The sequence below is a fragment of the Paenibacillus qinlingensis genome (genome assembly GCF_031455095.1).
In the GTDB taxonomy this organism is placed as follows: domain Bacteria; phylum Bacillota; class Bacilli; order Paenibacillales; family NBRC-103111; genus Paenibacillus_E; species Paenibacillus_E qinlingensis_A.
Map to the genome: position 1 here is coordinate 1,280,248 of NZ_JAVDSB010000001.1, position 18,274 is coordinate 1,298,521.

Sequence of the window (18,274 nt, forward strand, 5' to 3'; positions counted from 1 at the left end):
ATCTATCGGGGATCCTTGCCAACACTAGATGCACGAACTTAACTAAAAATGAAGGTCGCCTGCTACTATGCTGACGAAACAGGATGTATCATTTTCACGTAATTGGCCTCTGCATGTGATGTTTTCCATTTATTTCGCTTATTTTGTAATCACAGCCATTTCACCAACACATCGTATGCAATGGTTGATGGAGAGCATACTTCCAGTAGCCGTTATACTGGTCCTTGCTTTCACTTATCAAGTTTTCAAATTCTCAAATTTATCGTATCTGTGCATGTTTATTTTTCTCTGCTTGCACACCTACGGAGCTCATTATACTTACCAGGCCACACCTTTCGATACCTGGCTAAAAGCAACGATTGGTACTCAGCGAAGTTACTATGATCGGGTCGTCCATTTCGCATTCGGACTGTTCTGGGCCTATCCCTTCCGCGAATTGCTTACCCGGGTCGCTATTAAGCTGGGCTTCTGGTCATATGCCATAACTACAGTGGTTGTCCTTGGGATTAGCGCTTTTTTTGAAATTGTAGAAATGGGTGCAGCTTATGCGGTTGAGAAATACGGAGAAGAATACGTGGGCATGCAAGGAGATGTATTCGATTCTCATAAGGACATGGGGCTTGCGTTGGCAGGAGCGATTGTGACACTCGGAATACTGGCTTATGTGATAAGGCGAATTAATAGCGAGAAATTTAAGCTGGATGAAGGGTAGCCCTTGATTCAGCTTTTTTTGCTATATTTCTACGGTAACCTATGCATATACTTAAGCATGTAAGCGTGACATAAGCTGATAAGATACGCATCTTACAGGCAAGGGGAGGGGATCCTTATGAAGGCTATCATTTATCATAGATACGGTACAGCGGATGAACTGAATTTCAAAGAAGTGGAAAAACCAATTCCCAAAGATGATGAAGTCCTGATCAACGTACATACAGCTTCAATTAATTCATGGGATTGGGATCTTCTTCGTGGATCGCCACTCCTAGTGCGGATTGGCGGTTTGCGAAAGCCTAAATTCAACATCCTCGGAGCAGATATAGCGGGGCGCGTTGAAGCGGTTGGTAGAAAGGTTAGACAATTTGTTCCTGGAGATGAGGTGTTTGGAGACCTATCTGGGTGCAACTGGGGAGGGTTTGCAGAATATGTATGCGCGTCCGAAAAGGCGTTATCGCTGAAACCAACCCACATAAGCTTTGAAGATGCGGCGGCAATGCCACAAGCGGCAGTCCTTGCTTTGCAAGGTTTACGAGATAAAGGACTTATTCGGAAAGGACATAAGGTACTTGTCAATGGGGCAGGTAGGGGCGTCGGTACTTTTGCCATCCAGCTTGCCAAATACTTTGGGGCTGAAGTGACGGGTGTAGATAGTCTCGGGAAGTTGGCTGATCTTCAATCGATTGGTGCGGATCATGTTATTGATTATGCCCAAGATGATTTTACTGCAAATGGTCAGCGGTATGACTTAATTCTTGATATCGTAGGAACGCGATCCATACTCGACTGCAAACGAGCTTTAAATCCGAAAGGCCAATATGTGATGGTGGGAGGTCCGATGTATCGGATTTTGCAAGTCATGTTAGTGGGACCCTTGATTTCAATGTTTGGCACGAAGAAAATGGGCCTCCTGTTGCACAAGCCAAATAAGAAGGATCAGAATGAACTAATGGAACTAAGAGCGGCGGGGAACATCGTGCCTGTAATGGATCGGCATTACCCCTTGGGTGATGTAGCTCAGGCTCTTCATTATTTTGGTGAAGGTCGTCACGTAGGGAAGATTATGATTCATGTCAAATAAATGGGAAGCTACGAAATGATAAGAGGCTGATTCAAAAAGTCTAAATCGACTTTTGAATCAGCCTCATTCGTTCAACAATGATTAAGTCCGGCGCATATAAGCAATTACTGTGATAGGTGCAAAGATCGCCACAATCACAATGGCTCCGAAAAGGGAGATCGTTAGATCCCAGCCAACGGTTCCTTGATTCGCTAGCTGGCGAACAGCGGAGACGAGATGTGAGATCGGATTGATTTTGACAAACCACTGTAGCCAGTTCGGCATGGTGTCAACCGGCACGAAGGCATTCGATAAGAACGTAAGTGGGAATAAGACCAGCATCGAGATCCCTTGAACACTGGATGCTGTACGTGCAATGACGCCGAAGAATGCGAAGATCCAGCTAATGGCCCATGAGCAGAAAATAACAAGCAGCGCGGCGATGGCAACGTTGGCCAATCCGCCTTCAGGTCGGTAACCCATGATGAAGCCCATGGAAAAGGTTAGTACCGTCGCAATGGTGTAGCGTATGGTGTCAGCTAATAGGGCTCCCGCAAGTGGGGCTATCCGGGCAATGGGTAATGATTTGAATCGGTCGAACACACCCTTATCCATGTCCTCTCGTAACTGGACACCCGTTACGATGGAGGTGGTGATCACGGTTTGAACGAGAATGCCCGGGATAATGACAGGTAAATAACTCACGACATCACCGGAAATGGCTCCACCGAAAATATAGGTAAACATTAAAGTAAAGATGATGGGTTGAAGCGTGACATCGAACAATTGTTCAGGTGTACGGCGGATCTTGAGCAATCCACGGTAAGCCATGGTCAATGAATTACGTACGGACTGACGGAAGCTGGTGTGGTTTCGCAGATGGCGCTCGGAAACGGGTTTAATGGATGTACTCATACACGTGCCTCCTGTTTCTTACTTGATGAATCAGACGTTTCGGAATCTTGCTCTGAGACGCCATGGCCTGTAATGGTCAAAAATACTTCATCGAGTGTCGGCTTCTGAACACTCAACTCCGCCAAGTGAATGCCAGCTTCGCGCAGGGAGATCAGTAAGTCTGTGACGCGATCGGCGTTCGCCATAGGTGCCGAGATTTGACCAGCGACCACAGTAGAAGCTACGTGGAGAACTTGCTCAACTGTTCTACGAGCTTGCTCAATGTCTAGTGGATTTTGGACAGTAAGCTGCAAGGAAGACGTCCCCACAGAAGCTTTAAGTTCATCCACGGTACCCTCTGCAACGACACGTCCGCGATCGATGACCGCGATTCGATCAGCTAGTTGATCGGCTTCTTCCAGGTATTGCGTTGTTAGCAAAATGGTGGATCCTGTGTCTACCAATCGACGGATTGTTTCCCACATCTGAGCGCGTGTACGCGGGTCTAACCCGGTCGTCGGTTCATCTAAGAAGATGAGTGGAGGCTGGGCAATAAGACTTGCTGCTAGATCCAATCTGCGGCGCATACCGCCGGAGAAATTTTTCAACGGACGCTTTGCAGCCTCAGTTAATCCAAATTCCTCAAGCAATTCGTCCGACTTCTGACGAGCTTCTTTACGACTGAGCCCAAGCAGACGGGAGAAAATGATCAAGTTTTCTGTCGCGCTTAACGACTCATCGACAGATGCGTATTGACCTGTTACGCCGATCAATTGACGTACGATTTGGGACTCCTTCACGACGTCGTATCCGAAGATTTTCGCAGATCCCGCATCGGGGCGTAATAAGGTTGCAAGCATGTTGATGGTGGTTGTTTTACCCGCGCCATTCGGGCCAAGTACGCCGTAAATCGTGCCTGCCTTTACTTTCAAGTTCACGCCATCTACCGCTCGGTTTTCTCCAAACGTTTTGACAAGTCCATTCGCTTCGACAGCCCAATCGCCATGCTGTGCGAATTCTTTTCGTTGTGAAGCATCCAATGTAATTCCTCCTAAAGAACAATTGATAACGTGATTGTAACGTACCTTTTTAAACTGAATGTAAACAAATGTATCTGAATGGGGAAGGATAGTTTATCTATAGTTATCCTTTCCTTCGAAATGGTAAATCCTATTATGATATGATGGGTACAGCGTCACGCTTGGTTAGGAGGATTCAATCATGTCATTAATACAAGTTACAAATCTCACGTTTGCCTATGATGGCAGCTATGACTATATATTTGAGGATGTCAATTTTCAAATTGATACCGACTGGAAATTAGGGTTTACTGGAAGAAATGGAAGGGGTAAAACTACTTTCCTCAACTTGCTACTTGGAAAGTATGAATACAGTGGACATATTTCCGCAAATGTCAGTTTTGAATATTTTCCTTTTAAAGTGAACAATAAGGGACATAATACCATCGATATTATCAACGATATCGTAGCAGATTATCAACATTGGGAATTAATGCGTGAACTTACCTTATTGAAGGTTTCTGAGGATGTCCTTTACCGATCCTTCGATTCATTATCCAATGGAGAGCAGACGAAAGTGTTGTTGGCTGCACTATTTCTGAAGGAAAACAGCTTTCTGTTGATTGATGAACCCACCAATCATCTAGATATGAAAGCACGAAAGCTGGTCAGCGCTTATCTCAAATCCAAGAGCGGATTCATCTTGGTGTCGCATGACAGAGCTTTCTTGGATAACTGTGTCGATCATATTCTTTCCATCAACAAGACGAATATTGACATTCAAAGAGGTGATTTTAGCGATTGGTGGGAGAATAAACAGAGGCAGGATCATTACGAGCTTGCAGAAAACGAAAAGCTGAAGAAGGATATTAAACGGCTATCCGATTCTGCGAAACGAACGAATGACTGGTCACATGAAGTCGAGAAAACCAAAAATGGTACCCGAAATTCAGGCTCCAAGGTGGATAAGGGGTACATTGGTCACAAAGCGGCAAAAATGATGAAACGCTCTAAATCCATCGAGAATAGGCAACAATCAGCCCTTGATGAGAAATCAAAGCTCCTTCGAAATATGGAAAGCTCAGATGATTTGAAGATATCTCAACTTGCCTATCATAGAAACCAACTTGCTGAGCTTGAGAATGTGTCGATATATTACGGCGAAAAGGTCGTTTGCCAGAATGTCAGCTTTACAATCGAGCAAGGCGAGCGAATTGCACTTTCAGGTCAAAATGGCTCAGGCAAATCAAGTATAATCAAGCTGCTTTGCGGTCAGGACATTACCTATTCGGGAACCTTCCGTAAGGGTAGTCAGCTTCAGATCTCGTATGTGTCCCAAGACACTTCTCATTTGCAAGGCAATTTGACGGATTTCGCGAAGCAAAATGGCATTGATGAGAGTCTGTTTAAGGCCATATTAAGAAAGCTGGATTTTGCCAGAGTGCAATTCGAGAAAGATATTTCTGCTTTTAGCGGCGGTCAGAAGAAGAAAGTCCTTATTGCAAAAAGTCTGAGTCAAAACGTTCATTTGCACATTTGGGATGAACCGCTTAATTTTATTGATGTTATATCGCGCATGCAGATTGAAGAATTGCTGATTCAATACGCGCCAACCCTTCTTTTCGTTGAGCATGATGCCGAATTTTGCCATCACGTTGCAACAAAGATCATTGAACTTTAAACATGAGGGGATCCCCCTTTATTATTCATAAAAGAGCTAAGCTGAGTAAATAGCGCTTAGCTTTTTTTCTGTTTTTGTCTTACCCCGAGGCGGGGAAGAGGAGCAGGCGCCTTGGGCGATATACGTTGGTTTGATGTATCCTCATTGGCCGTAGAAAGTGCCGAAGCCCTATTACAACATGAGGTCTCTCTGCGAGCGAAGGGACATTTGGGACTAATCGGTCAGCATGGCGAGGATTATACTCTTACAATGACGGATCCTGCATGCAAAGAGCTTATTCAACAAGGCGTGTTTCAGGATGAATTGGAGTTTCCGAAATGGACGGGGCCGATAGGCATCCTGCAAAAAGGCGCGAAATAGTTGAAATGGATAGTTTTAATCGAATAGTTAGCTGAAAGAGCCTGAGGAATCGGGATTTTTTTTGACGCCAGAGCAGAGAACTGCAAAAATACATCTTTTTTAAGGGGAATAGACCGTTTATCGAAGAATTGATGCGAAAATACATCTTTTTTTAGCGATATTCCTTAAAAAGGATAAATGGGGTGGAAAAAGATGCATATTCGCATCTTTTCTAACTAACCGTGACTTCTCTAGCAGGAAAAGATGCATATTCGCATCTTTTTATAGATTCTGACTTTCCGAGGACGGAGCAGCCGTGTTTCTAGGTTCTGACGATCAATAGTTAATGCTATTAACTATCGTGGATTGCAGCATTTCTTTACTTCGAGTTAGAAAAGTTTACAATAGAAGGAGAGCTTCGAAATCTGATTTGGAGTTGAACATCATGTATTTGAGAAGACTAGAAATCCAAAAACAAGCGAATATAGATGCATCGAAATATCCTTTCACGATCCCCTCCATTCAATCGTTGACTTCCATCAGGTTTGAGAAGAATGTTACTTTTTTCGTTGGCGAGAATGGGTCAGGGAAATCAACGATTCTTGAAGCGATTGCCTACCAATGCGGATTTAACACAGCCAGTGGCGGTAAAAATAATGTGTATGACGTCGATGCGGCTCACTCTATTCTGGGGGAGCACTTACGCTTGTCTTGGTTGCCGAAAATAACAAATGGTTTTTTCCTAAGAGCCGAAACCTTCTATAATTTTGCCAGTTATTTAGACACGATTCCAGAAAGCTTACCTTATTATGGTGGACGCTCGTTACATGAGCAATCGCATGGCGAAGCGTTTCTATCTCTTTTTAAACATCGATTTGGGAAAAAGGCCATATATCTCCTCGATGAGCCCGAGGCGGCGCTTTCTCCAGCAAGGCAGCTAGCCCTTATGCGTGTTATCAAAGATTTGGAGAAGGAGGCTCAATTTATTATCGCCACCCATTCTCCGATATTGCTTGGCTATCCAGATGCACAAATTCTTAGCTTCGATGACCAACCGATTAGTGAAATTGCGTATGAGGAAACGCTGCACTACATGATTACTAAGCGATTTCTAGACAATCGGAAAATGATTCTAGAGGAGCTGTTTAAAGATTGAGGTTGCGCAAAGACCGCTGATAAGCTTAACTATTTGAGTACCGTTAGGGGTTCAAAATGTGGATACACATATGGCGAGCTTGGCGCCGTGATCTCCTCAATGTGAGTAGCCGCAATGGTGAATATCTCGTTGCTGTTATAGTTGCCAGATTGAACGGTTCCCGTCACTTTTACCCACTTATCCTGTGGGAATGTTTGCGCTGATGGGAATTCAACCAATACCCCGTAAGGCGATGCATCCGCTGAACAACAACTCATCGCAAATCGACCAACAACGAATTGGTTCGTCTTCATTTTATCCTCGCGATATACGAAACCCGTTAATTCAATCTCTTTCCCAATAAAGTTTTCCTTGAAGAGATCAACAGTCGACAAGATCTCCATATAGATTTCTGGCTCTACAATAATTCGATCCTTATGATAAAGAATCACCCCCATTTTGGCAAAATCCTCGTTCCATTCGTCAGGCGCTTTAAATAATTGCTCAATGTCAGACTCTGATAACGGTCCCTTTGGAGAAGCGGCTTGAGAGGCTGGACTTGCTGGTTTCGTGACAGGCTCAGGTTCACTAGGTAGCGTGCTGTGCTCTACTCGGGTACTAGCCATGCTTGATGTAGCAGCGGAAAGATTCATTCCTTTGGCAGCTACCATCGTGCTGTTTAGGGCTGTGTCTGGCAGAAGGAAGCCTAGAATTAAGGGTAAAAGAAGGAGCCCATAGGCCATGACATGTCGTAAGGGCGAGCGGGTTTCTGATGGATTGCACTCACAGGCTACTGGTCTTCCCCAATAGGAACGAAGGGCCATATAGCCCTGAGAACAAGCAATGATATACAACAAAACGGAAGCTAGTTTAACGTAAATCATCATACGTGGAGCGATATAGAGCTGTAATGTATCTGATTTCGATAGGATAACAATATAGCTGGAAAAGCCAAGTAAAATCAGCGTGCGAAAGACTTGATGAAAGCTCGTTACTCGAATGTGATTCATACGATTTCCTCCCCGAAATGATTACATAATAAATTCCCAAAGCAATGAACATATAAGAACCGTGCAAGCAATTAACAGTGCAAGTAACAAGACGAATTTAGTTTTGAATACCGATAACAGCATGAGTGTACTTTTAAAATCAAGCATTGGACCGAAGACTAGGAACGTGAGCAAAGAACCGGATGTAAACGAAGTCTGGAAGGAAGATGCAACAAAAGCGTCAGAGGTCGAACAAATAGAAAGGATATAGGCGAATCCCATCATAAAAATGTGCGAAGAGAGGGGGCCTTGCCCGATGGCTAGCAGGTTGTCTCTCTGCATAAAGACTTGAATTAGTGCGGTTAACAGAGCGCCGAAGATTAAATATTTTCCCATATCAAAAAACTCATTGGATGTATGTGCGAAGAAAGTTGTCACTTTACTTGAAATGCCACCGTGGTGGTCATGGTCATGATCATGGTTATGATGGTGATGATGGAATGAATGACCTTGAGCGCTCCTTAACGGATTGTGCCTTACGAATCGATAGAGAATCAAACCGATTATCATCGTCACGATTAGAGCAAGTCCCATACGAGAATAGGCAATCGAAGGTTGGTTGCGAAAAGCCATAAGTGTAGCTGCAAAGACTATGGGATTAAGAATCGGGCCAGCAACAATGAAAACGACAGCGATGTAAACAGGCATTCCTTTTTGAATAAGTCTGCGAACAATCGGAATCATGCCACATTCACACATGGGGAAAAGTAATCCTAAGAGACACGCGAAGAGGATGCCTAGCACAGGGTTTCGAGGTATAAATCGACGAATGGCTGTCTCTGGCACGAAAGATTGAAGTAAGGAGGAAATAATGACACCAAGTAAAATGAACGGTAATGCTTCAAGAATAAGGCTTATGAAGATGGTCTTAAACGATTGCAGATGCTCAACTGTAAAAAAGCTGTACAAGAAATCAATTCTTTTAAGAAGAAGTACAAGAAGAATGAGACAGAACGTTGCAAGAACGGTCATGGTTGTACGGTAGACGTTACTTAACATGGCTGTTAACTCCTTTATTGAACTTTTTGTTCCACTGAATTAAAAGTAAATATTACGATTAAAATCATATGCGAAGAAGTGAATTCTTGCAAGCAGGATCTTGACACCGTGGAAAAAGAAAGATATATTACATTCAGTAAAGCGTAAATTTTACTATTAAGTCGTCGGTTGAGCAGAAAATAGACAGGATAACGAGAACACACGGTCAATCTTCTTTTGATTTCATTCTATGCTATAATCGTAAAATTTACGTATTAATTACAAGGGAGTTGAAGATGATGCTACTTGCCTCTTTACAACAGGTGGAGTTCGGATATACGGATATCGCCTGCATCCAAGATGCTCAAGTGGACATTGAGTCAGGCGAATTCGTTGCTGTGATTGGTCCTAATGGTGCCGCAAAGTCAACCTTGCTTAAACTAATATTGGGTTTGGTTGCACCGTGGAAAGGCCACAGGTACTTATCGCCGACCAATGAGAAAGGAGATAAATTGCGCGTAGGCTATGTATCCCAACAGATCGCTGCATTCAATAGCGGATTCCCAACTAGCATTTGGGAGTTTGTACGATCAGGCAGGTTTGCCCAAGGACCGTGGCTGCGCAGGCTTCGCATAGAAGATGATACGATGACCGAAGTATTTCTTCGTCAATTGGGTATGTGGGATTTGCGCAAGCGAAGAATTGGCGAGCTTTCAGGTGGTCAGAAGCAGCGGATTTGCATTGCTAGGGCTTTAGTGCAAGAGCCGGATATGCTTGTGCTCGATGAACCAACGACAGGGATGGATCTGGCAAGCCGCCTTGGCTTGTATCAACTTATGAATCACCAAGTGAAGATGGGTCGAACGGTTGTTATGGTCACGCATCAGTTGGAGGAAGTCACACCCTACATAAACAGAATTGTAACTTTGGAGAGAAAGGAGGAGGGCGGATGGAAATGCTGCACTACGACTTCATGCAACGGGCATTTTGTGCCGGTGGGCTGATCGCAATCATCGCATCGGTACTTGGCGTTTACCTCATATTACGCCGCCAAGCACTTATGGCTGACATGCTTTCGCATGTGTCGTTAGCCGGCGTAGCAGGTGGTGCTTTTATCCATATTCATCCTACCTTGGCTGGCTTTGTGGTAGCATCGCTAGGTGCTGTCATTGTTGAATATGTCAGAAGGTCTTATAAGTCTTATAGTGAAATTTCGATTGCCATTATTATGATTGGCGGGCTGTCCTCGGCTGTTATTCTAATGAGTTTAAGTCCCAGCATGAACAAAGGTTTATCCGCCTACTTATTCGGCTCCGTTGTAGCTGTGAATGAAACGGAACTTGTGCTTATGGGAAGTGTGACGGTCATTGGCATCTTATTCTTTTACCTTTTCCGTCGACAACTGTATCAAATCACATTTGATGAAGATACCGCCAGGACGAATGGTATTCCTGTGAAATGGCTATCACTCTGTTTTAGTGTACTAACGGGGATGATCGTTTCCGCTGCGATGCCGATTGTAGGGGTGCTTCTCGTTTCATCCCTTATCGTTCTACCAGCGGCTTTGGCGATCCGCATTTCGTCTAGTTTTACAGCTGCTATTCTAATCGCAATTGGCGTGGGACTACTGGGGGTATTTTCAGGCCTTACGGCATCTTACTCATTGAGCACACCGCCAGGAGGAACGATTGCAATCATCCTCTTGCTCCTACTTATCCTTGGCTTGAGTACTCAGAAAGTGATGATGAGTTTACGAAAAACAACGAAGCCATTCATAGTTGAAGAAAAGGTATCCGTACCTATCTTACAAACCTACAAGGAGGAATTTTAGCATGAACGTATATGTTATAGCCAAATCAATCGCCATTACGGCAGTATCCTTTGCACTTTTGGCGGGATGCTCATCCAAAACCGTAACTAGCGAGGGTAAACTCGATATTGTGACAAGCTTCTATCCGATGTATGAATTCACGAAGCAAATTGCAGGCGAACATGCGAATGTCATTGCCTTAGTTCCGGCAGGTACAGAACCCCATGATTGGGAGCCTAGCGCCAAGGATATGAAAAAAGTCAAGGAAGCAGACGTATTTGTTTACAACGGACTTGTTGAAGGATGGGCCGAACAGGCGTTGCAAAGCGCTGCAAATTCGAAGCGTGTCGTCATTGAAGCAAGCAAAGGGATTGCGCTCATGCAAGGTGCGACAGAAGAGGAAGAGGATGAGGATCATGAAGCAGAGCATGATGACCATGCCCATGATGAGCATAGTCATGACTCCGATCCGCATGTATGGCTAGATCCAACTTTAGCTCAACAAGAAGTAGAGGCAATTGCGCAAGGCTTGATACAGGCAGATCCTGCTCATCAGGCTGATTATAGAGAGCATGCCGATGCCTATATCGGTAAGCTAAAAGCGTTAGATGAAGCCTTTCGAGCAACTCTTGCGAACGTGAAGAACAAAGAATTCGTAACCCAGCATGCGGCATTTGGTTATTTGGCGAAGGCGTATGGCTTAACGCAAATCCCTATTTCAGGCCTCTCACCTGAAGAAGAGCCATCACCCGCTCAAATGGCTGATATTATTCAATTTGCCAAGGAGAAACAAGTAAAAACGATCTTCTTTGAAACATTAGTGGATCCCAAGGTTGCTGCAACGATTGCTAAAGAAATCAACGCCAAAACAGATGTGTTGAATCCACTTGAAGGATTAACGGCGGAGGATAAAAAGAATAATCTAGACTATATTGGCGTTATGACGAACAATCTTCACGCATTGAAGAAAGCATTAGATGAATAGCAGCGTTGAGATACAAACGAGCGTTTGTTTTTTATTTGATGTCATATAGTAATTATTACGATTAAAAAAGGAGTGCTGTTCATGCAAACGATACCTGTCACGGTGTTAAGCGGTTATTTGGGAGCCGGCAAGACAACGATACTAAACCATATTCTACATAATCAAGATGGTTTAAAAGTAGCTGTTATTGTGAATGACTTAAGCGAAGTTAACATCGATGCTGATCTCATCAGAGAAGGAAACGGTTTTTCTCGGACGGATGAGAGTTTGATTGAAATGTCGAACGGCTGTATTTGCTGTACCTTACGAGAAGATTTGCTGAAAGAAGTGGAACGACTTGCCAAGGAAAATAAATTTGATTATATTTTGATTGAATCGACAGGTGTGGGTGAACCGTTGCCAGTTGCGCAAACGTTTACCTATCAAGACGAAGAACAGGGCATTGATCTTACCCAGTTTTGTACACTGGACACGATGGTTACGGTGGTAGATGCCTTCCGATTTTGGACAGATTATAGCAGTGGTGAAACGCTTCTGGAACGTAGTCAAGCGGTAGGGGAAGACGATACGAGGGATGTTGTGGACTTGCTGATTGATCAAATTGAATTCTGCGATGTTCTTATTTTGAATAAGTGTGATAGATTGGAATCAGATGAATTGGATGAACTTGAAGCTGTTCTGCGTGCCTTGCAACCTCGAGCCCAATTTATTCGCGCTATCCATGGACAGGTAGATCCAGCTGACATTATGCACACAGGCCTATTTAACTTCGATGAAGTGAGCACATCCGCTGGTTGGCTGCGAGAATTGGAAAAAGAGGCTCATACGCCAGAGACAGAAGAATACGGCATTTCCTCGTTCGTGTATGAACGGAATCGACCATTCGAGCCTTCGAGATTACACCAATGGATGTCAGATTGGCCAGCTGAGATCGTCAGATCCAAAGGCATGGTATGGCTGGCTTCTCGTCATCATTATGCCCAAAACCTCAGTCAAGCAGGTGCTTCGATCCGTTTTGGACCAGCAGGCTTATGGGTTGCAGCCCTTCCTGAAGAGGAGAGAGCAGCCGTCCTAGAAGAAGAATTCGAATTACTGGCACATTGGGATGACACTCATGGGGATAGGATCAACAGAGTTGTATTCATCGGTATGGACATGAATCGTACTGAAATTACGGCATCCCTTGATCAGTGCTTATTAACAGATGCTGAGATGCTGACAGATTGGTCACTGTTTCGAGATGAGTTTCCTAATCTGATTATGGAAGTAGAAGACTTAGGTCATTAACGCATGTCGCACTCGCAAATAGAAAGAGGAGAGATATCCGTATTTATGAAATCCAAACTAATACTCGTTGAAGGATTACCAGGGTCTGGAAAGTCAACGACAGCTCAACTCGTTTTTGATATTTTAAAGGAATTCAATGTGGAGGCTAAGTTATTTACGGAAGGGGATCTGGATCATCCTGCGGATTATGAGGGAGTCGCTTGTTATTCCGAAAGTGAATTCAGAGATGTGCTGGCAACCTGCCCACTTCACCTCAAAGCCATACGTGAGGATCGTGTCATTAAACAAGGGGAGTATTATTTATTACCCTATCGGAAAATTGAAAATGAGCTAGACTTCCAAATTCCTTCGGAAGTAGCTAGCTCATTTCACCAACATGATATCTATGAGTTACCTTTGCAGCTCAGCAATGAATTAATAACGGCGAGATGGAGGCAATTCGCGGAACAGGCAAGAAGTAACGAGATTGTGTATATTTTTGAATGTTGTTTTATTCAAAATCCGGTGACACTTGGCATGATCAAATATGATGCTAGTAAAGATAAAGTTATTGAGCAGGTAACGAGACTAGCTGAGATCATCGCGCCATTAAATCCTCTATTGATTTATGTCGAGCAAACTGATCTGGATTATTCATTTCGCAAAGCCGTTGATGAAAGATCAGCCCAATGGTCCAATGGTTTCATTCACTATTATACGACACAGGGCTATGGCAAAGCGCGAGGCTACACTGGACTTGCTGGAACGCTGCAGATCCTTCAGGCTAGGTCAGCATGGGAGAATGACTTGCTTGATCAATTACAGATAAACATCGAAAGAGTTAATAATTCTTCCTACGATCTAACCGAGTACAAAGCGGAGTTAGTTCATCTATTGAAAAACTTCTCTCTTTAGTGCAATCGTGGTCACACTAGCTCCCATATGAATAAGGTTTAGACCGATATTGCCGAACAAAATATAGTCTCTCCCCAAAAATTAAGCCAATAGTCAGCTTCTGCCCAACTAAATAGCTAATTTCATTCCCTGAGGGTGGTTTTAGCTTATTTAGTTGGGTGTTTTAGGACTAATCAAGAAATTTCCACGCGGACAGCGAGTTTAAGTCGACAAAGTCGGACTAAACGGATTACGTCACACACCTCTCTAGAATAATCTCCTAGCCGTCACAAATCGCTTCTTCCACTTCTCATCGAATTCCGTGAAGTGAACACCATCCTCTTTCGAATAGGTTTGAAGGATACGTCCGTCTCCCGCATAAATCCCAACATGTCCGATATCGAGTCCGCGCGCAGTGAAAAAGAGGAGGTCTCCTTTGCGAATGTCGCTGAGCGCGACTTCCTTCCCTTGCAGCGCTTGGTCGTAGGAAACCCGCGGTAAATCAATTGACAATACTTTGTCAAATACGTAATTAACGAAAGAAGAGCAGTCAAACGTTTTGGTTTGACCAGGCTTGGCTCCAAATTCATAAGGCGTACCTAAAAATTGGGACCCGAAAGCGATTAAGGCATCCGCTTGCTTCGCAGCTAGACCCGTACTTGTGTAATCGGTATACATGGAGGCGGCAGAGATGAAGCCAATGGTATTGTCTTGTGTTTGTACCTCCAACCAATTCGAGTTGATTTCTCGAATGACGTGAATTTTGTCTGTTTTGGAAAGCATACGAAGAACAGAGGTATCGTCATCTTTCTCTGGTATATCACGCAAGTTAACGCCATATTGAATGGTAGTTTCATAGTTATGAATAGATGAAATCGTAATAGAGCGCGAGTAATCGTGCCATTTTACAAGATTGCCTAGTGTTTCACTTATAAATCGCAATGGGATCATGGTAGAGCCATCGATAATTTTGCCAGGGAGGGGCAGCGCAAGCTGTTCCTTATTTTTCGTTGCGAACATGTCTCCGATGCGATAAGTAACGGTCGTGCCAGCTTTCACAGCAGTCACGGTTCGTGTATTCTCATCCCATGTAATGGTAGCTCCTTCAGCTTCAAAGAGCGCACGCATGGGAACAAGACTACTTCCATTTTCAATAACGGGTGGAGTTTCAAAAGAGAGAGGATGCCCATCCAAATACACGGTAGGCGGTGCAGGTACAGTCTCAGCAGCTTGAGCAGATGTTCCATGAAGGAGCAGTAGGCTTACTATCGTCATTTTGGCACCTAAAAGGAGACCAGTTCTAATTCTCATGATGTTATACCTCTTACTTTCTGATAATAGTGATCTTTATATCATTCGAGAAAATCTACTTCCTTTAAGTCCGTATTTGGGGGTATCCTTGTTCGCTAATATATGGAAAAAATAAAAGAAGACTCCTTTCGGAGTCTTCTTCGACGGTGAGTAGAATTGATGGTACTCTTGCTTTGAACCTTACTTCGCTAGGTAACTACCTCATCACATCATTGCAGTATGGAAACTACAGTAAGTGGTATGCGGCACATCTCCTCGCCTCCATATGGATTCAAGAACAACTTCCCTTGTGTAAATTGTCTGCGACACAACACCTCACCACTGCTTCACCGTCGTAAATTAGTATGTCCGCATTCAAATACAATATACACAGTTTTGGTTAAATGTTGGTGACCTTGAATACATATAGAAATAACAACGGAATGGGGTGATGCACATGCGCCAAGGATACGGGATGTTTCAACAACAAACGGCCAAGTTGCGTATTACCCCTCAGCTGCGCAAAGCAATAATGATTCTCAAACTCTCTACACCAGAATTACATGAAGTTGTAAGGCGGGAGTTAGTCGAAAACCCAGCCTTGGATATGGCCGGATACGATTGGGATACTTATCACATCAATAATGTGTCGCCAAAGTTTTTTCGTCACACAGCTACGCCAGATGCTAATTATGACGCGTATTTACATGCTGCTTCGAATGAGGTTTCACTCGAAAGACATTTGAAGGAGCAGTTGAGTTTTGCAAAAAAAATACCGCAAACCATTCGGAAAGTAATTACCTTTTTAATCGGAAATTTGGACACTAATGGCTATCTGGGAACAACACTGGAAGAAGTAGCTGACATATGTAAGGTTGATATGACATCCGCAAACTATGCCTTACGTATTTTACAAAGTTTCGAGCCCCGCGGCATAGGTGCAAGGAACTTGCAGGAGTGTCTGCTCCTTCAGGTTCAATCTCTCTCCGACTGTTTTCCCTTAGTTTCTCTGTTAATTCGAAGTCATCTCAACGAAATAGCTGATTACCGTATCTCGAAATTGGCAACGAATCTGCAAGTAGCTCCACAGGAAATTCAGGCGGCGATCGATGTCATCAAAGGATTGAATCCGAGACCTGGCGGAGCTTTTCATATAGAGACTGTTCCATATATCATTCCTGAAGTGATCATCGAGAAAGCAGGTGAACAGCTTATTGTATTGCTGCATCAAGCAACATCGTCGAGACTTTCGGTGAATGGTTATTACGAGCGAATGGTGAAAGAGAACACCGAGTATAGTAAAGCAGCGAAATTTCTATCTCATAAATTACATGCGGCGAGGTTCTTTATGAAGTGCGTCGAGCAAAGACGTAAAACGATATTCCGAGTAACACAAGCTATTGTGGAGGAACAGGCCGATTTTTTCTGGAAGGGGAGTGGCCATCTAAAGCCAATGACATTAAAGCAGATCGCGGATAAATTGGGGATACATGAATCAACAGTCAGCCGCGCTACGGCTGGGAAGTACGCTCAAACACCATGGGGGATCTTTGAACTAAAATATTTCTTTCCATCTGGACTGCAAATGGATAGGGGCGATTCCGCCTCATCGGAACGTATGAAGCTGAAAATCAAAGAGTGGATTAACAGCGAAAGCCCCCGCAGGCCTTTTTCGGATCAAAAGCTGGCTGATCTTATGAAGCAGGAAGGGTTCAAAGTATCTCGTAGGACGATAGCCAAATATAGAGAAGAGCTTGGGATTTCTTCTTCCGTGCGAAGGAAACGCATATAGTTGAAATACAAGGAGAAAGGGGATCATGTTAATGGTTTGACCCATAAGTTCATATCTTCGTATTTATCATAAATATCGCAATTTTTCGTAAGACGGCCATAATATCGGTAGCCCATCTGGTAAAATACGGCATTCATTCCGAAGGAAAGCGCTCTTGATAAGGAATAAGCGCAAGTAATATGGCGTCTGATCAATTCTTCTTCTAAAGCATGCATAAGCAGTCGCATAAGGCCTTGATTCCGGTAAGCCGGCAGCGTCGCACAGTCTGTCATTTCCGCATTGGCATAGGCAACATTAATTTCAGCAGATGCAGCACTAATCAACTGGTTTTGATCCTGAACGAGATAATAAATCGTGCCCTCTTCCATGGTTTTCGCCACATAACTCGGTTCATTCATCGGAGTAGGGTAGGTTTGGAAGATGTGACTGTATAACTGGGCGAGAGGCTCAGCATCCTGGACCTCAGCCATTCGCAGCGTCAACGGAGCCGGCACCAAGGGACGATCGGGCTTGAGAGGGAGTGTGTATACCTGCTGAAGAATGTGATCTTCGTCGAGCCAATAATCGCTGGTTCTGCGTTCCAGGTCATCATAAAATGCCATACAGTAAGCATCGTTTCCGTTGAAATATCCCTTATAAATACCCTCCAGCATCCAGCCTTTGGATAAAAAAGATTGCCAGTCATTCTCGTGTGATTTGATAAATATTTTAGTTAAAGCATGGGATTTAGCGAGTTCGAGGATTCGCAACGTAATGGCATCGATATTCCCCTTATAATCATCCACCCGTAATCTTTTATTTCGCTTATCCAGACAGCACATGATCGAATAATCTGTACCTGTAACAACATGATTCGTATAGGTTGGCAGCTCATTTGGCATCTAGCATCCCCCTTACTTCCTCATTATGCTGCAAAAAAATGACCAACTGCCAAAAGTCTGGCAGCTTTTCCAAGACATTAACACTAATAGGCGCTCGTATACCCATTTTCAAAAAGTTGGCATCAATTTTGCATGAGTAACAGAGCGTTGCGAGAATGTTCTATACCATATGATGGAGGATGGATGCATATGAATTGCATGTGGTGTGAAAGAGATGACATTCAAGAAAGTGTAAAAGATTGCTACTGGATCATGCCAGATGGCAGATTAGCCGTTCAGATCTTACAGGTCCCTGCGATTACGTGCACCAACTGTCGCACTTACGTTTTAGAAAGCACCGCACAGCAAATTGAAGAGACACTCTATTGGCATGATGTATCGGCGCTAGGAACAGCATTTCGTTATGAAGATCTGATGAAAGCTCCACGCATCAAGAATATGTTTCTTAAATAATACCTTAACGTGAATAAGCAGTGGGAGGTGC

General features: G+C 43.8%; 18 protein-coding genes. 12 read left to right on the plus strand and 6 right to left on the minus strand.

Annotated features, from left to right (window positions below; genetic code table 11):
• Nucleotides 1-67: 67 nt before the first annotated feature.
• Both J2736_RS05825 and J2736_RS05830 read left to right on the plus strand, forming a co-directional pair.
• On the plus strand, nucleotides 68-712 hold the full coding sequence (locus tag J2736_RS05825; RefSeq protein WP_310224343.1) for a DUF2238 domain-containing protein: 645 nt from the start codon (nucleotides 68-70) through the stop codon (nucleotides 710-712).
• 117 nt (nucleotides 713-829) lie between these two features.
• Nucleotides 830-1,798 (plus strand): NAD(P)-dependent alcohol dehydrogenase, encoded by a 969-nt coding sequence (locus J2736_RS05830; RefSeq protein ID WP_310224344.1) that lies wholly within the window; start codon nucleotides 830-832, stop codon nucleotides 1,796-1,798.
• An 81-nt stretch (nucleotides 1,799-1,879) separates the two neighbouring features.
• Here J2736_RS05830 and J2736_RS05835 read toward each other — a convergent pair whose 3' ends face one another.
• Both J2736_RS05835 and J2736_RS05840 read right to left on the minus strand, forming a co-directional pair.
• A complete protein-coding gene (locus J2736_RS05835; RefSeq protein ID WP_310224346.1) occupies nucleotides 1,880-2,692 on the minus strand; it encodes an ABC transporter permease in 813 nt (270 codons plus the stop codon).
• Nucleotides 2,689-3,711, minus strand: a complete 1,023-nt coding sequence (locus J2736_RS05840; protein WP_310224349.1) for an ATP-binding cassette domain-containing protein — start codon at nucleotides 3,709-3,711, stop codon at nucleotides 2,689-2,691. Before J2736_RS05840 ends, J2736_RS05835 begins: the two co-directional genes overlap by 4 nt.
• Before the next feature lie 181 nt (nucleotides 3,712-3,892).
• Between J2736_RS05840 and J2736_RS05845 the strand changes: the two genes are divergently transcribed.
• From J2736_RS05845 to J2736_RS05855, 3 genes are all read left to right on the plus strand, one after another.
• Nucleotides 3,893-5,371 (plus strand): Lsa family ABC-F type ribosomal protection protein, encoded by a 1,479-nt coding sequence (locus tag J2736_RS05845; protein WP_310224351.1) that lies wholly within the window; start codon nucleotides 3,893-3,895, stop codon nucleotides 5,369-5,371.
• Nucleotides 5,372-5,482: 111 nt separating this feature from the next.
• Nucleotides 5,483-5,731: a hypothetical protein gene (locus tag J2736_RS05850; RefSeq protein WP_310224353.1), complete on the plus strand. Its 249-nt coding sequence runs from the start codon at nucleotides 5,483-5,485 to the stop codon at nucleotides 5,729-5,731.
• A gap of 424 nt (nucleotides 5,732-6,155) precedes the next feature.
• On the plus strand, nucleotides 6,156-6,866 hold the full coding sequence (locus tag J2736_RS05855) for an AAA family ATPase (RefSeq protein ID WP_310224355.1): 711 nt from the start codon (nucleotides 6,156-6,158) through the stop codon (nucleotides 6,864-6,866).
• Between the two features lie 29 nt (nucleotides 6,867-6,895).
• Here the strand turns inward: J2736_RS05855 and J2736_RS05860 are convergent, their stop codons facing one another.
• Both J2736_RS05860 and J2736_RS05865 read right to left on the minus strand, forming a co-directional pair.
• Nucleotides 6,896-7,855: a TIGR03943 family putative permease subunit gene (locus J2736_RS05860; RefSeq protein ID WP_310224357.1), complete on the minus strand. Its 960-nt coding sequence runs from the start codon at nucleotides 7,853-7,855 to the stop codon at nucleotides 6,896-6,898.
• A 21-nt stretch (nucleotides 7,856-7,876) separates the two neighbouring features.
• Entirely contained in the window at nucleotides 7,877-8,893 is a 1,017-nt protein-coding gene (locus J2736_RS05865) for a permease (RefSeq protein WP_310224358.1), read from the minus strand.
• 278 nt (nucleotides 8,894-9,171) lie between these two features.
• Here J2736_RS05865 and J2736_RS05870 point away from each other — a divergent pair, with 278 nt between their 5' ends.
• From J2736_RS05870 to J2736_RS05890, 5 genes are all read left to right on the plus strand, one after another.
• Nucleotides 9,172-9,876 (plus strand): metal ABC transporter ATP-binding protein, encoded by a 705-nt coding sequence (locus J2736_RS05870; RefSeq protein WP_310225226.1) that lies wholly within the window; start codon nucleotides 9,172-9,174, stop codon nucleotides 9,874-9,876.
• Nucleotides 9,822-10,703 carry a metal ABC transporter permease gene (locus tag J2736_RS05875; RefSeq protein WP_310224360.1) on the plus strand — a complete coding sequence of 294 codons (882 nt, stop codon included), beginning with the start codon at nucleotides 9,822-9,824 and terminating at the stop codon, nucleotides 10,701-10,703. Before J2736_RS05870 ends, J2736_RS05875 begins: the two co-directional genes overlap by 55 nt.
• 1 nt (nucleotide 10,704) lies before the next feature.
• Nucleotides 10,705-11,667, plus strand: coding sequence for a metal ABC transporter substrate-binding protein (locus tag J2736_RS05880; RefSeq protein ID WP_310224362.1), 963 nt, complete (start codon nucleotides 10,705-10,707; stop codon nucleotides 11,665-11,667).
• Nucleotides 11,668-11,748: 81 nt separating this feature from the next.
• The gene (locus J2736_RS05885) at nucleotides 11,749-12,954 is read left to right on the plus strand and encodes a GTP-binding protein (protein WP_310224364.1); all 1,206 of its coding nucleotides are present in this window, start codon (nucleotides 11,749-11,751) and stop codon (nucleotides 12,952-12,954) included.
• A gap of 45 nt (nucleotides 12,955-12,999) precedes the next feature.
• Nucleotides 13,000-13,848: a P-loop NTPase family protein gene (locus tag J2736_RS05890; protein WP_310224366.1), complete on the plus strand. Its 849-nt coding sequence runs from the start codon at nucleotides 13,000-13,002 to the stop codon at nucleotides 13,846-13,848.
• Between the two features lie 246 nt (nucleotides 13,849-14,094).
• Here J2736_RS05890 and J2736_RS05895 read toward each other — a convergent pair whose 3' ends face one another.
• Nucleotides 14,095-15,138, minus strand: a complete 1,044-nt coding sequence (locus tag J2736_RS05895) for a stalk domain-containing protein (RefSeq protein ID WP_310224368.1) — start codon at nucleotides 15,136-15,138, stop codon at nucleotides 14,095-14,097.
• Between the two features lie 454 nt (nucleotides 15,139-15,592).
• Here J2736_RS05895 and rpoN point away from each other — a divergent pair, with 454 nt between their 5' ends.
• The gene (gene rpoN, locus J2736_RS05900; RefSeq protein WP_310224370.1) at nucleotides 15,593-16,909 is read left to right on the plus strand and encodes an RNA polymerase factor sigma-54; all 1,317 of its coding nucleotides are present in this window, start codon (nucleotides 15,593-15,595) and stop codon (nucleotides 16,907-16,909) included.
• A gap of 23 nt (nucleotides 16,910-16,932) precedes the next feature.
• On the opposite strand, the gene ablB is transcribed toward rpoN, so the two are convergent.
• Nucleotides 16,933-17,790: a putative beta-lysine N-acetyltransferase gene (ablB, locus tag J2736_RS05905; RefSeq protein WP_310224372.1), complete on the minus strand. Its 858-nt coding sequence runs from the start codon at nucleotides 17,788-17,790 to the stop codon at nucleotides 16,933-16,935.
• A 189-nt stretch (nucleotides 17,791-17,979) separates the two neighbouring features.
• On the opposite strand from ablB, the gene J2736_RS05910 reads away from it, so the two are divergent.
• Nucleotides 17,980-18,243 carry a YokU family protein gene (locus J2736_RS05910; RefSeq protein WP_310224374.1) on the plus strand — a complete coding sequence of 88 codons (264 nt, stop codon included), beginning with the start codon at nucleotides 17,980-17,982 and terminating at the stop codon, nucleotides 18,241-18,243.
• Nucleotides 18,244-18,274: the final 31 nt, after the last annotated feature.

Coding starts and splice junctions, on each gene's coding strand:
- J2736_RS05825 (WP_310224343.1), top strand. CDS start 68: ATGCTGACGAAACAGGATGTATCATTTTCACGTAATTGGCCTCTGCAT.
- J2736_RS05830 (WP_310224344.1), top strand. CDS start 830: ATGAAGGCTATCATTTATCATAGATACGGTACAGCGGATGAACTGAAT.
- J2736_RS05835 (WP_310224346.1), bottom strand. CDS start 2,692: ATGAGTACATCCATTAAACCCGTTTCCGAGCGCCATCTGCGAAACCAC.
- J2736_RS05845 (WP_310224351.1), top strand. CDS start 3,893: ATGTCATTAATACAAGTTACAAATCTCACGTTTGCCTATGATGGCAGC.
- J2736_RS05855 (WP_310224355.1), top strand. CDS start 6,156: ATGTATTTGAGAAGACTAGAAATCCAAAAACAAGCGAATATAGATGCA.
- J2736_RS05860 (WP_310224357.1), bottom strand. CDS start 7,855: ATGAATCACATTCGAGTAACGAGCTTTCATCAAGTCTTTCGCACGCTG.
- J2736_RS05865 (WP_310224358.1), bottom strand. CDS start 8,893: ATGTTAAGTAACGTCTACCGTACAACCATGACCGTTCTTGCAACGTTC.
- J2736_RS05870 (WP_310225226.1), top strand. CDS start 9,172: ATGCTACTTGCCTCTTTACAACAGGTGGAGTTCGGATATACGGATATC.
- J2736_RS05875 (WP_310224360.1), top strand. CDS start 9,822: ATGGAAATGCTGCACTACGACTTCATGCAACGGGCATTTTGTGCCGGT.
- J2736_RS05880 (WP_310224362.1), top strand. CDS start 10,705: ATGAACGTATATGTTATAGCCAAATCAATCGCCATTACGGCAGTATCC.
- J2736_RS05885 (WP_310224364.1), top strand. CDS start 11,749: ATGCAAACGATACCTGTCACGGTGTTAAGCGGTTATTTGGGAGCCGGC.
- J2736_RS05890 (WP_310224366.1), top strand. CDS start 13,000: ATGAAATCCAAACTAATACTCGTTGAAGGATTACCAGGGTCTGGAAAG.
- J2736_RS05895 (WP_310224368.1), bottom strand. CDS start 15,138: ATGAGAATTAGAACTGGTCTCCTTTTAGGTGCCAAAATGACGATAGTA.
- rpoN (WP_310224370.1), top strand. CDS start 15,593: ATGTTTCAACAACAAACGGCCAAGTTGCGTATTACCCCTCAGCTGCGC.
- ablB (WP_310224372.1), bottom strand. CDS start 17,790: ATGCCAAATGAGCTGCCAACCTATACGAATCATGTTGTTACAGGTACA.
- J2736_RS05910 (WP_310224374.1), top strand. CDS start 17,980: ATGAATTGCATGTGGTGTGAAAGAGATGACATTCAAGAAAGTGTAAAA.